The organism is Gemmatimonadaceae bacterium, from assembly GCA_019752115.1.
Lineage (GTDB): Bacteria > Gemmatimonadota > Gemmatimonadetes > Gemmatimonadales > Gemmatimonadaceae > Gemmatimonas.
The window spans coordinates 1-17,146 of the sequence record JAIEMN010000008.1; the positions used below are offsets into that span (position 1 = coordinate 1).

Annotated in this window: 13 protein-coding genes and 2 rRNA genes; all 15 read left to right on the forward strand. The window is 66.9% G+C overall.

Annotated features, from left to right (window positions below; all coding sequences use genetic code 11):
• Nucleotides 1-356, forward strand: a 23S ribosomal RNA gene (locus K2R93_03840); the annotation flags it as partial.
• Between the two features lie 136 nt (nt 357-492).
• Nucleotides 493-609, forward strand: a 5S ribosomal RNA gene (rrf, locus tag K2R93_03845).
• 130 nt (nt 610-739) lie between these two features.
• Nucleotides 740-1,618 carry a GTPase Era gene (gene era / locus K2R93_03850; protein MBY0488953.1) on the forward strand — a complete coding sequence of 293 codons (879 nt, stop codon included), beginning with the start codon at nt 740-742 and terminating at the stop codon, nt 1,616-1,618.
• On the forward strand, nt 1,618-2,592 hold the full coding sequence (locus K2R93_03855; GenBank protein MBY0488954.1) for a PorV/PorQ family protein: 975 nt from the start codon (nt 1,618-1,620) through the stop codon (nt 2,590-2,592). Before era ends, K2R93_03855 begins: the two co-directional genes overlap by 1 nt.
• Entirely contained in the window at nt 2,592-3,473 is an 882-nt protein-coding gene (locus tag K2R93_03860) for a hypothetical protein (GenBank protein ID MBY0488955.1), read from the forward strand. The genes K2R93_03855 and K2R93_03860 overlap by 1 nt, the downstream gene beginning before the upstream one ends.
• Before the next feature lie 368 nt (nt 3,474-3,841).
• On the forward strand, nt 3,842-4,738 hold the full coding sequence (locus K2R93_03865) for a GGDEF domain-containing protein (GenBank protein MBY0488956.1): 897 nt from the start codon (nt 3,842-3,844) through the stop codon (nt 4,736-4,738).
• Nucleotides 4,735-5,535, forward strand: a complete 801-nt coding sequence (locus K2R93_03870; GenBank protein MBY0488957.1) for a zinc-ribbon domain-containing protein — start codon at nt 4,735-4,737, stop codon at nt 5,533-5,535. The genes K2R93_03865 and K2R93_03870 overlap by 4 nt, the downstream gene beginning before the upstream one ends.
• Nucleotides 5,536-5,718: 183 nt before the next feature.
• Nucleotides 5,719-6,792, forward strand: coding sequence for a peptide chain release factor 2 (gene prfB, locus K2R93_03875; protein ID MBY0488958.1), 1,074 nt, complete (start codon nt 5,719-5,721; stop codon nt 6,790-6,792).
• A 74-nt stretch (nt 6,793-6,866) separates the two neighbouring features.
• Nucleotides 6,867-8,333, forward strand: a complete 1,467-nt coding sequence (gene lysS, locus K2R93_03880) for a lysine--tRNA ligase (GenBank protein MBY0488959.1) — start codon at nt 6,867-6,869, stop codon at nt 8,331-8,333.
• A 16-nt stretch (nt 8,334-8,349) separates the two neighbouring features.
• Nucleotides 8,350-9,600, forward strand: a complete 1,251-nt coding sequence (locus tag K2R93_03885) for an ABC transporter permease (protein ID MBY0488960.1) — start codon at nt 8,350-8,352, stop codon at nt 9,598-9,600.
• A complete protein-coding gene (locus K2R93_03890; GenBank protein MBY0488961.1) occupies nt 9,593-10,333 on the forward strand; it encodes an ABC transporter ATP-binding protein in 741 nt (246 codons plus the stop codon). Before K2R93_03885 ends, K2R93_03890 begins: the two co-directional genes overlap by 8 nt.
• Complete coding sequence (locus K2R93_03895) at nt 10,333-10,830, forward strand: UvrB/UvrC motif-containing protein (GenBank protein ID MBY0488962.1); 498 nt, start codon at nt 10,333-10,335, stop codon at nt 10,828-10,830. Before K2R93_03890 ends, K2R93_03895 begins: the two co-directional genes overlap by 1 nt.
• Entirely contained in the window at nt 10,827-11,927 is a 1,101-nt protein-coding gene (locus K2R93_03900) for a protein arginine kinase (GenBank protein ID MBY0488963.1), read from the forward strand. The genes K2R93_03895 and K2R93_03900 overlap by 4 nt, the downstream gene beginning before the upstream one ends.
• Nucleotides 11,928-11,955: 28 nt before the next feature.
• Entirely contained in the window at nt 11,956-14,463 is a 2,508-nt protein-coding gene (locus tag K2R93_03905; GenBank protein ID MBY0488964.1) for an ATP-dependent Clp protease ATP-binding subunit, read from the forward strand.
• 275 nt (nt 14,464-14,738) lie between these two features.
• A complete protein-coding gene (gene bamA / locus K2R93_03910) occupies nt 14,739-17,138 on the forward strand; it encodes an outer membrane protein assembly factor BamA (GenBank protein MBY0488965.1) in 2,400 nt (799 codons plus the stop codon).
• Nucleotides 17,139-17,146 lie beyond the last annotated feature (8 nt).

Below are 17,146 nucleotides of genomic sequence, written 5' to 3' on the forward strand. Positions count from 1 at the left end.
CTGTTCGCCGGTTAAAGTGGCACATGAGCTGGGTTCAGAACGTCGTGAGACAGTTCGGTCTGTATCCGTCGTGGGCGTTGGAGAATTGAGGGGAGCGGACTTTAGTACGAGAGGACCGAGTCGGACGACCCGCTCGTGTCCCGGCTGTGGCGCCAGCTGCAACGCCGGGTAGCGATGGTCGGTGGCGATAACCGCTGAAAGCATCTAAGTGGGAAGCGCCCCCCAAGATGAATTCTCCCTGGAGCCTTGAGCTCCCTGAAGGGCCGGAGGAGACTACTCCGTCGATAGGCAGCACGTGGAAGCGTCGCGAGACGTTCCGAGCGCAGCTGTCCTAATCGCCCGTGCGGCTTGACTCCCCCATGGTTTTACCACCATGGACGAAGCAATCCCGCAGAGCACACGCACGTCTTGCAGCACTCGCCCGGAGTGGCGATGCTGCCCCATGATCACCCCTTCCGTTTGTCGAATCTTGAGCCCTCGGGCTCCCGATTCGCTGGCGACTAGAGCGTCAGGGCCACACCCGTTCCCATCCCGAACACGGTCGTTAAGCCTGATAGCGCCGATGGTACTCCGGGCGAGAGCTCGCGGGAGAGTAGGCCGTCGCCGGCACCCCTTCGAACCCCCCGTCCCTCCCTGCGAGGGATGGGGGGTTCGTGTATATACTTGGGTCTCTGCCTATGATCGCTCTCTTCGCCCCCCAGGTCACCACGCGCCCCGTGCCCGCACCGGCGGCGCACCCGTGACCCGCGCCGGTATCGTCACCGTCGCCGGCTTCCCCAATGCCGGGAAGTCCACCCTCCTCAACCGACTGGTCGGCGAAAAGCTCGCCATCACCTCGGCCAAGGCGCAAAGCACCCGCCATCGCATCGTCGGGATTCGCACCGAGGGCGATGCGCAGATGGTCATTCTCGATACGCCCGGACTGCTCGAGCCCCGCGACACCCTGCACAGCGCCATGCGCAATGCCGCCCTCGCGGCGGTGCGTGATGCCGATGTGCTCGTGCATGTCGTCGACGCCAGCGGCACCATTCCCGAAAGCTTCCAACACGCGGCGCAACTCGACCACGCGCCTCGCGCCGTCACCATCCTCGCGCTCAACAAGGCAGATCTCCTCACCGCCGATCAGCGCGAGGCACTCCAGGTCCTGCATCCCGACGCCGTCTTTCTGTCGGCGACGAGCGGCAGTGGGGTCGATACGCTGGTGAGCACCATCACCGGCAAGTTGCCGGTCAGTCCGTATCTCTATCCGGACGACGAGATCTCCACGCAACCGGTGCGATTCTTCTGCGCCGAGTTCGTGCGGGAAACGGCACTGGATCAGTTGGGTGACGAGCTCCCGCACGCGCTCGCGTGTGAGATTGAGGAGTTTCGCGAAGGCTCATCACCGCTGTACATTCGGGCCGTCCTGCACGTTGAACGCGACAGCCAGAAGCGAATCGTGATCGGAGCCAACGGCCAGCAGATCAAGAAGCTTGGGAAGAGCGCTCGGGAAAAGATCGAGCGCTTCGTCGGCCAACCGGTCTACCTCGACTTGTGGGTCAAGGTCCTGCCCAACTGGCGCAAGAACCGGAGTGCGGTCCGCCGCCTCGGGTACGGCGACCCGGAACAGCGGCCCTGATGTCCGGGCGTCGTATCCGGCTGTGGCTCACCATGACGCTGGTCGTCATGCTGAGCGCTCTGGCCCGTCCTGCCGCCGCGCAGAACGGTGGGCTGTACTTGCTCATGCCCTTCGGCGCACGCGCGGTCGGGCAGGGCGAGGCGGTTGCCGCCGATACGACGCTCGGAAGCGAAGGGATCTGGTGGAATCCCGCGGCGCTCGCGCGCATGGCGCGTGGCGATCTCGCGCTGCATCACGGCCAGACCGTGGTGGCCACCACCGACATGGTCACCTTCACCCGCCCGTCCAAGGTGCTGGGGACGCTCGCGGCGTCGGCGTATCTGGTGAACTACGGTGATCAGCAGGCCACCGATCTGAACGGCCAGCCGGTCGGCACGATCACCAATCGCAACTACCAGCTCGCGCTGTCGTATGCGACACCGATCGGGAACCGCCTCAGCGCGGGATTGACCTACAAGTTTGCGATGCTGCGCTTCCAGTGCAGCGGCTCGTGTGGCGATCAGCCGGTGATCTCTGGCTCCACCAGCGCCCTGGACGTCGGCGCGCAGTATGCGCTGCCCACGACCACCCCGGTGTCGGTCGGGATCTCGGTACGCAATCTGGGGCCCGCGCTTCAGGTGAAGGACGCCGAACAGGCGGACCCCCTGCCGCGCGTGGTGCAGATGGGGATTCGCGTGCAGGTGCCGAGCAAGGCGTTGGCGGCGCGCAAGACCACGCTCGACGTGGCGGCTGATGTGGTGCACGCCCCCGCGCTCGATGGCGCAGCTGGCGGCGTCGGGATGACCCTGGCGTACGACCATCAGCTCTTCGTGCGGGCCGGCTATCGGCAGCAGCCGGGGCAGGGGAAGGGCCCGTCGCTTGGCTTCGGGTATGAGCGGCAAGGCTTTGGCGTTGACCTCGCGCAGCGCTACGACGCCGTCTCGAGTCAATCGGGCAAGTCGGCGACCTACTTCACCTTGCGGGCGCGCTTCTGATGCGCCGTGAACGTGTGCCGCTCGTGCTCGCCGGCGCCCTGTTGTTGGGAGCCGCGCCCTCATGGCTCCTCGCCCAGCCGCGCGAGACGCGGGCGGGCCTCGGCCGCGCCTCGCCGAGCACGAAGCCGGCGCTGACACCGGCGCCCTCGGCGTCGCCCGCGTCGTGGTGGGCGCCGCTCGCGTCGCTGGCCGTACCGGGGGCGGGGCAGTCGATGCTCAAGCAACCGCGCAGCGTGGCCTACGTGGCAGCGGAAGCGTTTCTCGTGATTCAGTATCTCGCCGCGGAGCGGGACGGCAACCGGGATCGCGGCGCGTATCGGCAGCTCGCGAGCGAGGTGGCGCGCAAGCCGTACGGGGGAACGCGCATCGGCACGTGGGATTACTACGAGTCGATGGAGAAATTTCTCGAGAGTGGTGCGTACAGCAAAGCGTCGAGTGGCGCGGTGGAACCGGAGACGGATCCGACCACGTACAACGGCGCGCGCTGGCTGCTCGCGCGGCAGAACTACTGGGCCAATCCGAACGTCACGCCGGCCAGGAACAGCCCCGAGTATCAACGGGCGCTCGCGTTTTATCTCGCGTCGGCGGTGACCGATGAGTATCGGTGGAGTTGGCGCGATCAGCAGCTGCAGCAGGACGTCTATCGTCAGACAATCCGCAGTGCGAATCGGAGCTATCAGCGCGCCACGACGTTGCTTGGCGTGGTCGCGATGAACCACTTGAGCAGCCTGATCGACGCCTATATCAGCGTGCGGGTCCGCCGCTTCGGCACGGGCAAGGAGGGGCGGACCAGCGGCCTTCGCCTCGACGGCGTCACGACCGACTACGCCGCGACGCCCACCGGGCAGTCGCAACTGCTAATCGGTTTGCGGGCGCGCTGAGCGCCACTGCCGGTCCCCCGGCGAGGCCGCGCACCGTTTCGCGACCGGCGTCGCCGTCACGTCACGTCACCAGCTGAGAAAATCCTCACGTGGCGTGTGCGTTTCGTCACGACGAGCTCTGGCGTTCACGTGGCGAAGCGCGAATGTGGATCGTCTCCTGACAAAGGGGAACGTGCGCCCGTCCCGAGCGACCGGAGGTTCCGGCGCCGGCATGGTCCCCACCCGAATCCGCCGCCCGGATGTCGCTCGCCCTCCTAGACCAGACCGCGCTTCGCCTGACCGATGGTCGGGAGGAACCGGCGTGGCTATCGGCGTGGCTGGATGCCTTGGGCGGACCGCGGCAGGCGACCGGGCGCCCGGAGGAGATCGTGGCGGCGGCGCTCAAGTCGCGCCCCCGCGTCATCGTGCTGGACGGCCGTGGCGACGCGGCGTGGGCGGATGCCACGCTGGCGACCTGCCGGCGACTGAAGCGGGATGCCTATACGGGGATCGTACCCGTCCTGGTGCTCACCGATGCCAGTCGCTTTGCCGCGGCCTTCGCGGCGGGCGCCGATGAGGTGCTGCGCGAGGATGTCTCCGAGGAGGAGGCGGCCGCCCGGGCCGGCGCCCTGCTGCGCCGAAGTGACCGCGACACCGATGTCCATCCGTCGACCCGCCTGCCGGGGGCCCGGGAGATCGAGGCCGAGCTGGCCCGCCGGGTGGCGAGCGGCGAGAAGTTCGCGGCCTGTTACGCCGACCTCGATCACTTCAAGGAGTTCAACGACCGCTACGGCTATCACCACGGGGATCAGGTCATTCGGCTGGTCGCGCGGATCCTGCACGACGTGGTCACGGGGCTGTGCGGCGGCGAGGGGTTCGTCGGGCACATCGGGGGGGACGATTTCCTGTTTACGGTCCCGCTGGCGGCGGCCCCCCGGGTTTGCGACGAAATCGTGCATGTCTTCGACGAATTGATCCCCTGGCAGTATTCCGAGCAGGATCGCAGAGTGGGATATTTCTTCGGCAAGGACCGCCGGGGACAGTTGCACCGCGTGCCGCTGATGACGTTGTCAGTGGGCGTGGTCACGAATCAGCGGCGCCATTTCACGCGAGCGATCGAGGTGAGCGAGTTGGCGACGGAGATGAAGAGCTACGCGAAGACATTGCCGGGCTCGGTGTGGGCTGTGGATCGGCGCCGCGATGAGGCGCCGGTGGATACCGCGCATGGGGCCGATGTGCGTGCGGACGAGCGCGTGGGGCTGCGTGTGGTGGGAGGCGCGTCATGACGGTGAATTGCCCGGAGTGCAAGTCCGTCTTTCGTGTGGACCCGGCCAAGGTGCCGGCAACCGGCGTACGAGCGCGGTGCTCGGTGTGTGGCGGCATCATCGCCATTGCGGCGGGCACGTTGCCCGTGTCGGTGACGCCTTCGGCGGCGAGCCTTGCGGTGCCGCGGCCGACGCCGTCGGTCCCGGCGAGCCTGCCGACACCGAGTGCGCCCGCCGCCATCGCGCCTTCGCTGGCTTCCGCCGCGCCGGTCTCGCCGCCGGCGGCGCCTGCGTTCGCGCCGCCGATGCGCCGGACGCCGGCGTTCTCCACGCCGGCGCTCGGTACCGCGGCGGAAGCGGATCGCGCCACGGAACCGCCACCGCCGGCGGTGATCTCGGTGCCGCCGCGCGCCACGCCCACGTTCTCGGGGATCGCACCGGCATTGGGATCGCCAACGCGCTCGACCCCCGCCTTCGGGACGCCAGCCGCGACCGCCGTCGCCCCGGCCGCCCCGGCGCCATCCATGGTGCCGACGCCGGCGGGCAGCAAGCGCACGATCAACCCGTTCCTGCGGGCCGACCCGTCGCAGCGGGCGCGACGCCTCGCCCGGGCGCTCGTGTCCGATCTCGTGGCCTATCACCCGGCCAAGCGTGAAGAAGGGCTGCGCGACGGGACGCTCCGCCAGCTCTTCCGCGAGGAGATCAAGAAGAGCTACGAGGAGTATGTCGAGCAGGTGGGTCGCGATGTGGCCGAAGGGGCCCCGCATTTCCAGGACGCGCTCAACGAGATCCTCGCCGGCGGCCGCCGCCTCTTCTAGGCCGGCTCCGAGCGCCGCACGACTGTTATCCGCCCGCCGGATCCGATAGCTTTGGGCATCGGAGAGGCAGCAGACAATTTCGGGCCGCTTTCCACCGCGGAAAGCGGCTCGCGTCGTACGTGGAGGATGACATGCAGGACGGCGAACGCCTGAAGGTGCTCGCGTGGGCGGACGAGCAGCTCACTGAGATGCGGAGGTATCTTTGACATCGACTCCAAGCGCTCGACGCTAGCCGCGTACGAGGAGGAGATGTCCGACGGCGCCTTCTGGAACGACCAGGAGCACGCGCGGGACATCGTGCAGCAGGTGAAGATGCTCAAGGGCTGGGTGGAGCCGATGGATTCGCTCACCGGCCGCATCGAGGGCGCCCGGGAGCTCGACGAGCTGCTGCAGCTCGAGCCCGACAAGGGGATGAACGCCGACCTGGATGCGGAAGTGGAGCGCATCAAGGCCGACGTCGAGGCGTATCAGCTCAAGTCGCTGCTCCGCGGGAAGGACGACTTCCGCGACGCGCAGCTCGAGATTTCCGCCGGCGCCGGCGGGACCGAGGCCCAGGATTGGGCGTCGATGCTCCAGCGCCTGTACACGCGCTGGTGCGAGCGGAAGGGGTTCGAACTCGAGATGCTCGACCTGTCCGAAGGCGAAGAGGCCGGCATCAAGGGGGCCGTGCTCGAGATCAAGGGCCAGTATGCGTACGGCTTCCTGCGCCCCGAGTCGGGCGTGCATCGGCTCGTGCGCATCTCGCCCTTCGATTCGCAGGCGCGCCGGCACACGAGCTTCGCGTCGGTGTTCGTCTATCCGGTCGTCAACGAAGAGATCAACATCGAGATCCGCGAAGAGGATCTCAAGATCGATGTCTATCGCGCGTCCGGCGCCGGTGGGCAGCACGTCAACAAGACGTCCTCGGCGGTGCGCATCACGCACTTGCCGACGGGCATCGTGTGCGCCTCGCAGCAGGAGCGGTCGCAGTTCAAGAACAAGGCGACGGCGATGAAGCAGCTCAAGAACCGCCTGTATCAGCTCGAGGCGGAGAAGCAGGCGGCCGTGAAGGCGGCCTTCGATGCGAACAAACAGGACGTCACGTTCGGCAGTCAGATCCGCAGCTACGTCTTCCAACCGTACACGATGGTCAACGACCACCGCACCGAGCTCAAGATCGCCGACGTCCAGAAGGTGATGGACGGCGATATCGATCCGTTCATTCAGGCGTATCTCAAGCAGGAGAGCGCGGCCGGCGCCGAGGGAGGCGTGTCGTGAGCGACGAGACGCTGAATCCGGGCGCCGAACCTGAACTGACCGCCGAGCAGAAGCGCGAAGAACTCAACTTCGTGATGAAGGCGCGGCGCGAGAAGCTCGAGCGCCTGCGGGCCGGTGGCGTGGAGCCGTTCGGCTACTCCTTCGATCGCACGCACACGGCGAGTGCCGCCGTGGCCGCGCTGGGCGACGCGGAGGAGGGGCCGGCGGTGCGCGTGGCGGGGCGCCTTGTCTCGTGGCGCAGCCAGGGCAAGACGGCCTTTGCCCACCTGGTCGACATGGACGGGCGCGTGCAGCTCTACTTCCGCAAGGATGAACTGGGCGACGCGCTGTTCGCGCAGTTGGGTGACTACGATCTCGGCGACTGGATCGGTGTAGGCGGCACGATGATGCGGACGCGCACCGGTGAGGCCACGATCAAGGTGAGCCACGTCGAACTGCTCTCCAAGTCGCTGCGCCCGCTGCCGCTCGGCAAGGAGCAGATGGTCGACGGGCAGCTCGTCCGCTACTCGGCGTTCGCCGATACCGAACAGCGGGCGCGCCAGCGCTACGCCGACCTGGCTGTCCATCCCGAAGTCCGCGCGTTCTTTCGGGCGCGCTCGGCGCTCACGCGCACGATCCGCGGGCATCTCGACGCGCTGGGGTATCTCGAGGTGGAGACGCCGGTGCTGCAGCCGCTCTATGGCGGCGCGGCGGCCCGGCCGTTCATCACGCATCACAACACGCTCGACATGCCGCTCTATCTGCGCATCGCGGACGAGCTGTATCTCAAGCGCCTCATCGTGGGCGGCTTCGAGCGCGTGTATGAGATCGGCCACGATTTCCGCAACGAAGGCATCGACCGGACGCACAATCCGGAATTCACGATGCTCGAGTTCTACGAGGCGTTCGCCGACTACACCACCATGATGGGGCGCGTCGAGTCGCTGCTGGTGGCGGCGGCCGATGCCGTGCGTGCGATTCCGGGCGTGGGCGAGAAGGTCCCGACCTTCAGCACGCCGTTCCCGCGGATCGAGTGGGTCCCCAGCCTGTCGAAGGCGGCGGGGCTCGATGTGATGACGGCCAGCGATGCCGAGCTGCGGGCCGCCGCCGAGCGCATCGGCGTGGCAAAGGTCGCCACGCTCAGCCGCCCGAAGGTGCTCGACGAGATGTTCCAGGCGCTGGTCGAATCGAAGATCGATACGCCGACGTTTGTGGTGGATTATCCGAAGGAGCTTTCGCCGCTTGCCAAGCCCAAGCGTGGCGGGCCGGCGGGCATCACCGAGCGCTTCGAGCTGTTCGCGAAGGGCAAGGAGCTCGCGAATGCCTTCTCCGAGCTCAATGACCCCATCGATCAGCGCGAGCGCTTCGAGGCGCAGGCGGCGCTGCGCGCGGCCGGTGACGACGAGGCGAGCGGCGTGGACGAGGATTACCTGCGGGCGATGGAGTACGGCATGCCGCCCACCGGTGGCGTGGGCATCGGTATCGACCGGTTGTTCATGTATCTCACCGATACGGCGAACATCCGCGACGTGATCCTCTTCCCGACGATGCGCCCCGAGTGATCCGGGCCAGCGGACGATGAGGGGCATCGAGCTCGGCATCGCATGGCGCTACCTGCGCAGTCGTCGCGGGTCGCGTCTGCTGTCGCTGATCAGCGTGATCGCCATCGGCGGCGTGCTGGTTGGCGTCAGTGCGCTGATCGTGATCATGGGCGTCATGAACGGCCTGCAGCGGGACCTCCGCGAGAAGATTCTCGTGGGGAGCCCCGACCTGCGGGTGCTGCCGTACGGCTCGGACATGCGCATGGTGGATTGGCCCGCCGTGCGCACGAAGGTGATGCAGGTGCCGGGGGTGGTGCGCGCGGCGCCGTTCATCACGACGCAGGGGCTCGTGCGGAATCTCTCGGGCTACCAGACCGGCACGCAGATCGTCGGCATCCACCCCGCGGACTCCGCGGGGAGCGACGTCACGACGATCCGGTCGCATGCCATTCTGGGAGACTTCTCGTTCCGCCGTGACAGCATCGCCTTGCCGGGCGCCGTGCTGGGCAAGCTGCTGGCGAGCAAGCTCAATGCGTTTCCTGGTGACACTGTCGTGCTGTTCGGCGCGGCGGGGCTCGAGATGAACGCCAGCACCGGCGCGATCATTCCGCGAGTGGATACCGTGGTGGTGAGCGGCGTGTTCGAGACCGGCATGTATGAGTACGACGATGCGTATCTCTACATCGACTTGCCCGTCGCCCAGCGCTTCGCGGGCTTTGGCAACGATGTGACCGGTATCGAGGTGCGCACGCGCGATCGCTGGACCGCGCCCGCGGTGGCGGATTCCATCCGCGCCTCGGTGGATGCGCCGGTGCGGGCTCTCGACTGGCAGGAGCAGAACCGCTCGCTCTTTCAGGCGCTCAAGCTGGAGAAGCTGGGGATGAGCGTCATCCTGCTGCTGATCGTGCTCGTGGCAGCCTTCAACATCGTGTCGACGCTGACCATGGTCGTGGCCGACAAGACGCGCGAAATCGGGATTCTGCGCGCGATGGGGATGCCCGCCACGAGCATTCGGCGGATCTTCCTCATGCAGGGCGTGGTGGTCGGTGCGGTGGGCACGTTCGGCGGGCTCGTGCTGGGGCTCGCGGTGGCGCTCCTGCTCGAGAAGTATCAGCTCATCGCGCTCGATCCGTCGGTGTATTTCATCGATCATCTGCCGGTGGCCATGCAGCTGCTCGATGTCGTGATGATCGTGGTGGCCAGTCTGGCGATCTCGGCGCTGGCGACGCTGTATCCCGCCTCGCAGGCGGCGAAGCTGTATCCGGTCGAGGCCATCCGTCATGAATGACCTGCGGGCGGGGGGCGCGGCTGCGTCGGATGCGCCGGTCATCGAGGCCGAGGGGCTCGTGAAGGAGTTCACGGGCGGCGACGGGGGCGTGATCCGCGTGCTCGACGAGGTCGGGCTGACGGTCCAGCGCGGCGAGATGGTGGCGATCGTGGGCGCGAGCGGCGCCGGGAAGAGCACGCTCCTGCACGTCCTCGGGGCGCTGGAGCGGCCGTCGGCGGGGCAGATCCGCCTGGCCGGCCAGGCGGTGGGATCGCTGTCCGACGAGGGGTTGGATGCGCTCCGGAACCGTGCCGTGGGGTTCGTGTTTCAGTTTCATCATCTGCTGCGCGAGTTCTCGGCGCTCGAGAACGTCATGATGCCGCTGCGGATCGGCGGGGTGGCGGAGGCGGAGGCGCGCACGCGCGCGACGGCACTGCTGGAGCGCGTGGGGCTGTCGGCGCGGCTGCATCATCGTCCGGCGGCGTTGTCCGGGGGCGAGCAGCAGCGCACGGCGGTGGCGCGCGCGCTGGCGGCCCGCCCGGCGCTGCTCCTGGCCGACGAGCCGAGTGGCAACCTCGACTGGCACAACGCCGAGCAGTTGCACGATCTGTTTGCCGAGTTGGCCCGCGATCAGTCGCTCGGACTGGTCGTGGTGACGCACAACCAGTCGCTGGCTGCGCGGGCCGATCGGACGCTATTGTTGGAGGGGGGCAAGTTGGTGCCGTCAGACGGACATCGAACGGTGGGGAGCTGATGCTCTGCGACAACTGCAAGGAGCGCGACGCGGTCGTGCATCTGACGCGGATCGTGGACAACGCGGTCACGCAGCTCCATTTGTGTGAGAAGTGCGCGGCCGCCAAGGGCGTCGAGACGACGCTGGCGGTGCCGCAGCACCCGCTCGGGGACATCCTCCAGGCGGTCCAGCAGCAGGCGCCCACGACCGCCGGCGATGCCGCACAGTGCGCGTTCTGCGGCGCCACGTCGCGCGATTTCAAGGCGACCGGACGTCTGGGCTGCCCGTCGTGCTACGACACCATGGAGCGCAGTCTGCGCGAATTGCTGCGGCGCCTGCATGGCAGCTCGCGGCATGTGGGGGTGCGCTACGAGGCGCCGGTGGCGCATCTGCTGGAGAAGCCCGACAGCCTGCATGATCTGCGCGACCGGCTGCGGCGCGCGATCGAGGCGGAGCAGTTCGAACTCGCGGCGGAGCTGCGTGATCGTATCCGGGTGCTGGAGAGTCCGGTCGCATGACAGCCCCCCGACCTGGTCTCGATTTGTCGCTGCTCCCCGATGGCGGCGTCCGGTGGCTCGATGCGTCGGGGCCCAACAGCGATGTGGTGATTTCGACCCGCATGCGGCTGGCGCGCAACGTCTCGGGGTATGCCTTCACCGGGCGGGCCCGCGAGGGGGAGCGGCTCCGGATGCTCGCGCAGGTCCGTGACGCGCTCACCGGCGTGCCGAGTCTCGCCGGGAGCCTGCTGGTCCGGATGGAGGAGCTCCCGACGGTTGACCGGCAGCTGCTGCATGAGCGGCATCTGGTCAGCAAGGAGCTGGCCGGGCTGGATCCCCAGCACCCGGTCCGCAGCGGGGCGGCGGTGTTTCTGGGCGAGTCGGTGGGGCTCCTCGTGAACGAGGAGGATCATCTGCGGCTTCAGGCGCTCCGGTCGGGCTTTGCCGTGCCGGAGGCGTTCGGAGCCGTCCAGCGGCTGGATCAGGAGCTCGGGGGGCAGGTCCCGTACGCGTTCCATCGGGAATTCGGCTTCCTGACCGCCTGTCCCACCAACGCGGGCACCGGATTGCGGGCGTCGGTGTTGATCCATTTACCGGGGCTGGTCCTGACCAAGGAGATCGGGAAGGTCCTAGCCGGCCTGCAGCAGATGGGGCTCACCTACCGCGGCCTGTACGGCGAGGGGAGTGAGGTCGTCGGGAATTTCTTCCAGTTGTCGAATCAGACGACGTTGGGGCGTTCCGAGGAGGAGTTACAGGACCTGCTGGTGCGCGTCGTACGTCATACGATCGAGCGCGAGGAAGAAGCGCGTCGTGTGCTGGTGCGGGACGCTGGGTATATTATCGAGGACAAGTTGTGGCGCGCCTACGGCACGCTGCGGTATGCCCGCAGCTTGACGTTCGACGAGGCCATGAACTATCTGAGCGGGGTGCGCCTGGCGGTCGGCCTGAAACTGATCACTGGGCTCAGTGTATACACTCTCAACAAGCTCCTGATTTTTGCGCAGTCGGCGCACCTCTCGCATGGTGAGGGGAAGGTGCTGACGGAGAGCGAGGCCAACCTGGCGCGCGCGCGATACGTGCGGCAGGTGCTCGTGAGCGAAGGCGGCGGCGTCGAATGATCCGCTTCCCAACGACCCTGAGGGGACGATGAACGGCTACAACTTCACCGAGCGGGTGCGGAAGGTGCTGGCGATGGCGCGCGAAGAAGCGGCGCGCCTCCATCACGAGTACGTCGGGACCGAGCACATCCTGCTCGGGCTGATCCGTGAGGGTGAGGGCGTTGCGGCGGCGGTGCTGCAAAACCTCAACGTCGATCTCGACGACGTCACGCAGAAGATCGAAGACACGGTCAAGAAGGGGAAGGCGGCGCAGGCCACCGGCCCGGATCTGCCGTATACGTCGCGCGCCAAGAAGGTTTTGGAGCTCGCGATGGCCGAAGCGCGCGATCTCAATCACAGCTACGTGGGCACGGAGCATCTGCTGCTCGGCCTGCTGCGTGAGGAGAAGGGGATCGCGGCGCAGGTGCTCACCGATGCCGGCGTGAATCTCGATGCGGCGCGCGCGGAAACGCTGCGCCTGCTCGGGACGGAAATGCCGCAGGGCGGACCGACGCCGCCGGCCGAGAAGGCGGGCGCGGGCGCCCCGCCGTCGGCCGCACCGGCCAAGGGCGACAAGAAGTCCAAGACGCCGGCCCTCGATCATTTCTGCCGCGACCTGACGCAGCTGGCCGCGGAAGGCCAGCTCGATCCGACGATCGGGCGCGCCAAGGAGATCGAGCGCGTGATGGAAGTCCTCACGCGGCGCAAGAAGAACAACCCGGTGCTCATCGGCGAGCCGGGGGTGGGCAAGACGGCCATCGTCGAAGGGCTCGCGCAGCTCATCGCGAACGGCGACTGCCCGGATTCGCTGCGGGATCATCGCGTCCTGTCGCTCGACATGGCGGCGGTGATCGCCGGCACCAAGTATCGCGGCCAGTTCGAAGAGCGCCTCAAGGCGGTCATGAACGAGATCGCGCAGAACAAGCAGGTCATCCTGTTCATCGACGAGCTGCACACGCTCGTCGGCGCCGGGGCGGCCGAAGGGGCGATCGACGCCAGCAACATGCTCAAGCCGGCGCTCGCGCGCGGTGAGCTGCAGTGCGTCGGGGCCTCCACGCTGAACGAGTATCGCAAGTACATCGAGAAGGACGGGGCCCTCGAGCGTCGCTTCCAGACGGTCGTGGTGGAGCCGCCTTCGATCGATGAGACCGTGCAGATCCTCCAGGGGCTGCGCAAGAAGTACGAAGATCACCATCGGGTGAACATCCCCGACGAGACGCTGCTGGCCGCGGCCAAGCTGTCGGAGCGCTACATCACCGACCGCTTCCTGCCGGACAAGGCCATCGACGTGATCGACGAGGCCGGCGCGCGCGCGCGTCTGGCCGCGCAGGTGCCGCCGTCGGAAGTGGCCGAACTCAAGGAGCAGCTGGAAGCGATCAACGCCGAGAAGGAAGCGGCGGTGCGCGACCAGAACTTCGAGCGCGCGGCGTCGCTCCGCGACAACGAGCGCGAAGTGCAGGCCCAGATCCGCAAGAAGCAGGAGGAGTGGGAGCAGCGGCGGCAGTCGTTCCGCCCCACGCTTGGCGAAGACGAGATCTCCTTTATCGTCAGCCGCTGGACCGGCATCCCGGTCACGCGCCTGCAGGAAGCGGAAACGTCGCGCCTGCTGCGCATGGAAGAGGAGATGCACCAGACGGTGGTCGGACAGGACGAGGCCATCAAGGCGCTCGCCCGCTCCATTCGCCGCAGCCGCGCGGGCCTCAAGGATCCGCGCCGGCCGATCGGCTCGTTCATCTTCTCCGGCCCCACCGGTGTCGGTAAGACGGAGCTGGCGCGTTCGCTGGCCAAGTTCCTCTTCGCCGATGCCTCGGCGCTGATCCGCGTCGACATGAGCGAGTACATGGAGAAGTTCTCGGTGTCGCGCCTGATCGGCGCGCCCCCGGGCTACGTGGGCTACGAGGACTCCGGCACGCTCACCAAGGCCGTGCGTCGCAAGCCGTACAGCGTGGTGCTCCTCGACGAAATCGAGAAGGCCCATCCGGATGTGTTCAACATCCTGCTGCAGGTGCTCGATGAGGGTCACCTCACCGACAACTACGGCCGCGTGATCGACTTCAAGAACACCGTCGTCATCATGACGTCGAACGTGGGCGCGAAGGACATCACGAAGGGCAAGTCGCTCGGCTTCGCCACGCAGGACTCGCGCGGGGACTTCGAGCGGATCTCGGACAAGGTGAAGGAAGAGATGGGCCGGGTCTTCAATCCCGAATTCCTGAACCGCCTCGACGACGTGATCGTGTTCCACCCGCTCGGGAAGGAGCACATCTCGCAGATCGTGTCCATCCTGTTCGCCGACGTGCAGAAGCGTCTGGCCGAGGAGGAGATGAAGATCGCGCTCACCCCCGAGGCGACCGAGTTCCTGGTCAACCACGGGCACGACGAGCACTTCGGCGCCCGTCCGCTCAAGCGGGCGATCCAGCGCTACGTTGAGGATCCGCTCTCGGAGAAGATCCTGACGGGTGAGTTCTCGAAGGGCGACGAGATCGAGGTGGCCGTCTCGACCACCGAGAAGGAGAAGCTCGAGTTCCGGGTCCTGTCGCCCACGCCGCAGGCGTAAGGCGACCGGGGACGGGCGGGGTGGCCCGGCCGGCAACGCCCGGCCCGGGAATGGGTGTCAGACGACGGTCGGTCTCCGTAGGGAGACCGGCCGTTTGTCTGTTTCCGGGGTACGACCTGCCGCGGGATTCGTCCCGGCGGATGGGGGCCTCGGGTGCCCCCTCCACCCCCGGTATCCGGTTATATTCCAAGGCTATGCTGAGAAGCGCTCCCCTGAAGCCTTTCGTTCGGTCCCTCCGCCAGGTCTGTGCGGCCGCCTTGACGGCCGTGGTGACCGTGGCCGCTCCTGCCGTCGTGTCGGCGCAGGAGATTACGGGTCGCTGCGCCACGCCCGACTCGGTGGCGATTCGCGGCAACCAGAACGTGGCCGAGGCGCGAATCCGCGCCGAGCTCGGGTTGGCGCCGGGCGCCCCGCTGAGCTTTCCCGCGGTGCAGCGCAGCATCAAGGCGCTCTATAACCTGGCCCTGTTCGACGATGTGCGCATGGCGTGCGACGTCGAGAGTGTGGCCGGCAAGGTGCTCATGGTTGTGCTCGTGCAGGAGCGCGCGCTCCTCGGTGACCTCAAGGTCATCGGGCCGAGCGCGATCTCCGAGCGCACCATCAAGGACAAGGTCGATCTGCTGATCGGCCGGCCCATCGATCCGATGCAGGTGGCGAAGGCGCGCGCGCGCATCGACTCCACCTACGAGGCGAATGGCTACTACCTGGCGCGTGTGACCATCGATTCGACGCCGCTCGAGGATGGGCGCATCGGGCTGACCTATCGCATCGACGAAGGGCGACGGCTGGCGATCTCGGGGATCGACATCGAAGGCAATCGCCGCGTGAAGGACAAGGAGATTGCCGGCGCGATGAAGATTCGCCCGGAAGGCTTCTTCTGGTTCCGGAAGGGTGAGTTTGACGAGGACAAGTACGTCGGTGACCTCGGCGAGCGCATTCCGGGGCTCTATGCGCGTCTCGGCTTCGTGGACATGCGCATCACCAAGGACACGCTGATCGTGGACCGTGAGCGCGGCAAAGGCCTCGTGCAGATCGGTGTGCAGGAGGGCCCGCAGTATCGCGTGGGCACGTTCGAGATTGCCGGCAACCGTCGCTTCCCCACTGAGCAGCTCAAGGCGTTCTATCCGTTCGCCGGCTACGATCCGACGCTGACGCAGCGCGTCAAGGCGCTCATCAAGCGTGAGGCCGCCGCGCCCGAGGGGATGTTCGACCAGCACAAGTGGGACGACGCCCTCGAGAAGGTGAACAACGAGTATCGCAACAACGGCTACCTGTACGCGCAGGTGCGGCCGGTGGTCGAGCGGCGCAAGGAAGGGACGGACTCGGTGCCCACGGTGAACCTCCGCTGGGAGATCGACGAGCGGAATCCGGCCATCGTGAACCGCATTGAGATCCAGGGCAATGACTATACGTCGGACGAGTGCATCCGCCGACAGATCTTCATGGTCCCCGGCGGCCCATTCAGCCAGCAGCAGATGATCCGCAGCTACCAGAGCATCGGGAACCTGAACTTCTTCGAGTCGCCGCTGCCGTTCCCCGATTCGAAGCCGATCAACGATCAGGGCGATGTGGACATCGTCTTCAAGGTGAAGGAGAAGCGCACCGGCAGCGTGAACTTCGGTGCGTCGATGGGCCAGGGGGGCGTGGGCTTCGGCGGGTTCGTCGGGCTCGAACAGCCGAACCTCTTCGGCAACTGCAAGCAGGGGAAGGTGAACTGGCAGTACGGCCGGTTCTTCAACGACTTCACGGCGACCTACACCGACCCGGCGCTCAAGGGCACGCGTATGTCGGGCGCGCTCAGCGCCTATCGTACGCAGTCGCGCTTCGTGATCGGCAACCTCGGGCAGAATGTGCGCACGGGCAGCTCGTTCCGTCTCGGCCTGCCGGTGCCCTGGAACTACTTCTCGTCACTCGCGCTGTCGTACACCGGGGAGGCCACGACTTTCACGTCGGGCTTCGTGCAGAACAGCACCTGCCAGCGGAACTGCTTCCGTTCGAGCATCGGCCTCGGCTACCAGTATGACACGCGTGTGGACATGCCGTTTGCCACGCAGGGATCGCTGCGCTCGATCAACACCGACTTCACCGGCGGCCTGCTCGGCGGCACGGTGAACTTCCAGCGCGTCGATACGGAAATCCGGTCGTACGCGCTGCTCGGGCAGTTCGGCGGCAGCACGCCGGGCTCGCAGCCGGTGAAGGTCACGCTGGGGCTGCAGGCGAAGGCCGGGGCGCTGTTCGGCAACTCCGGGCCCTTTTTCTTCCAGCAGCAGTTCTCGGTGGGTGGCGTGATGTTCGGTCAGGCGCTCCGTGGCTATCCGGAGTTCTCGATCACGCCGACCGGTTTCAACCCGAACGTGGACCAGTATCGGTCGGACCCGGCGTCCTTCGGCAATGCGTTCATGACGATGACCGGGGAGATCGGTATCCGTTTCAATCAGATGTTCTACGCGAACGTGTTCTCGGATGCCGGCAACAACTGGGCGTCCGCGCGTCAGATCAACCCGACCCGCCTCTTCCGATCCGTCGGATTCGGGGTATCAACCGTGACGCCGCTCGGCCCGCTCGGGCTCGACATGGCGTACGGCTTCGACCGGACAAGAGTGGATCTCACCACTGGCTTGGTCGTGAAGGACCCGCGTTGGCAGTTCCACTTCCGTCTCGGCCAGCTCTTCTAAACTCAGGA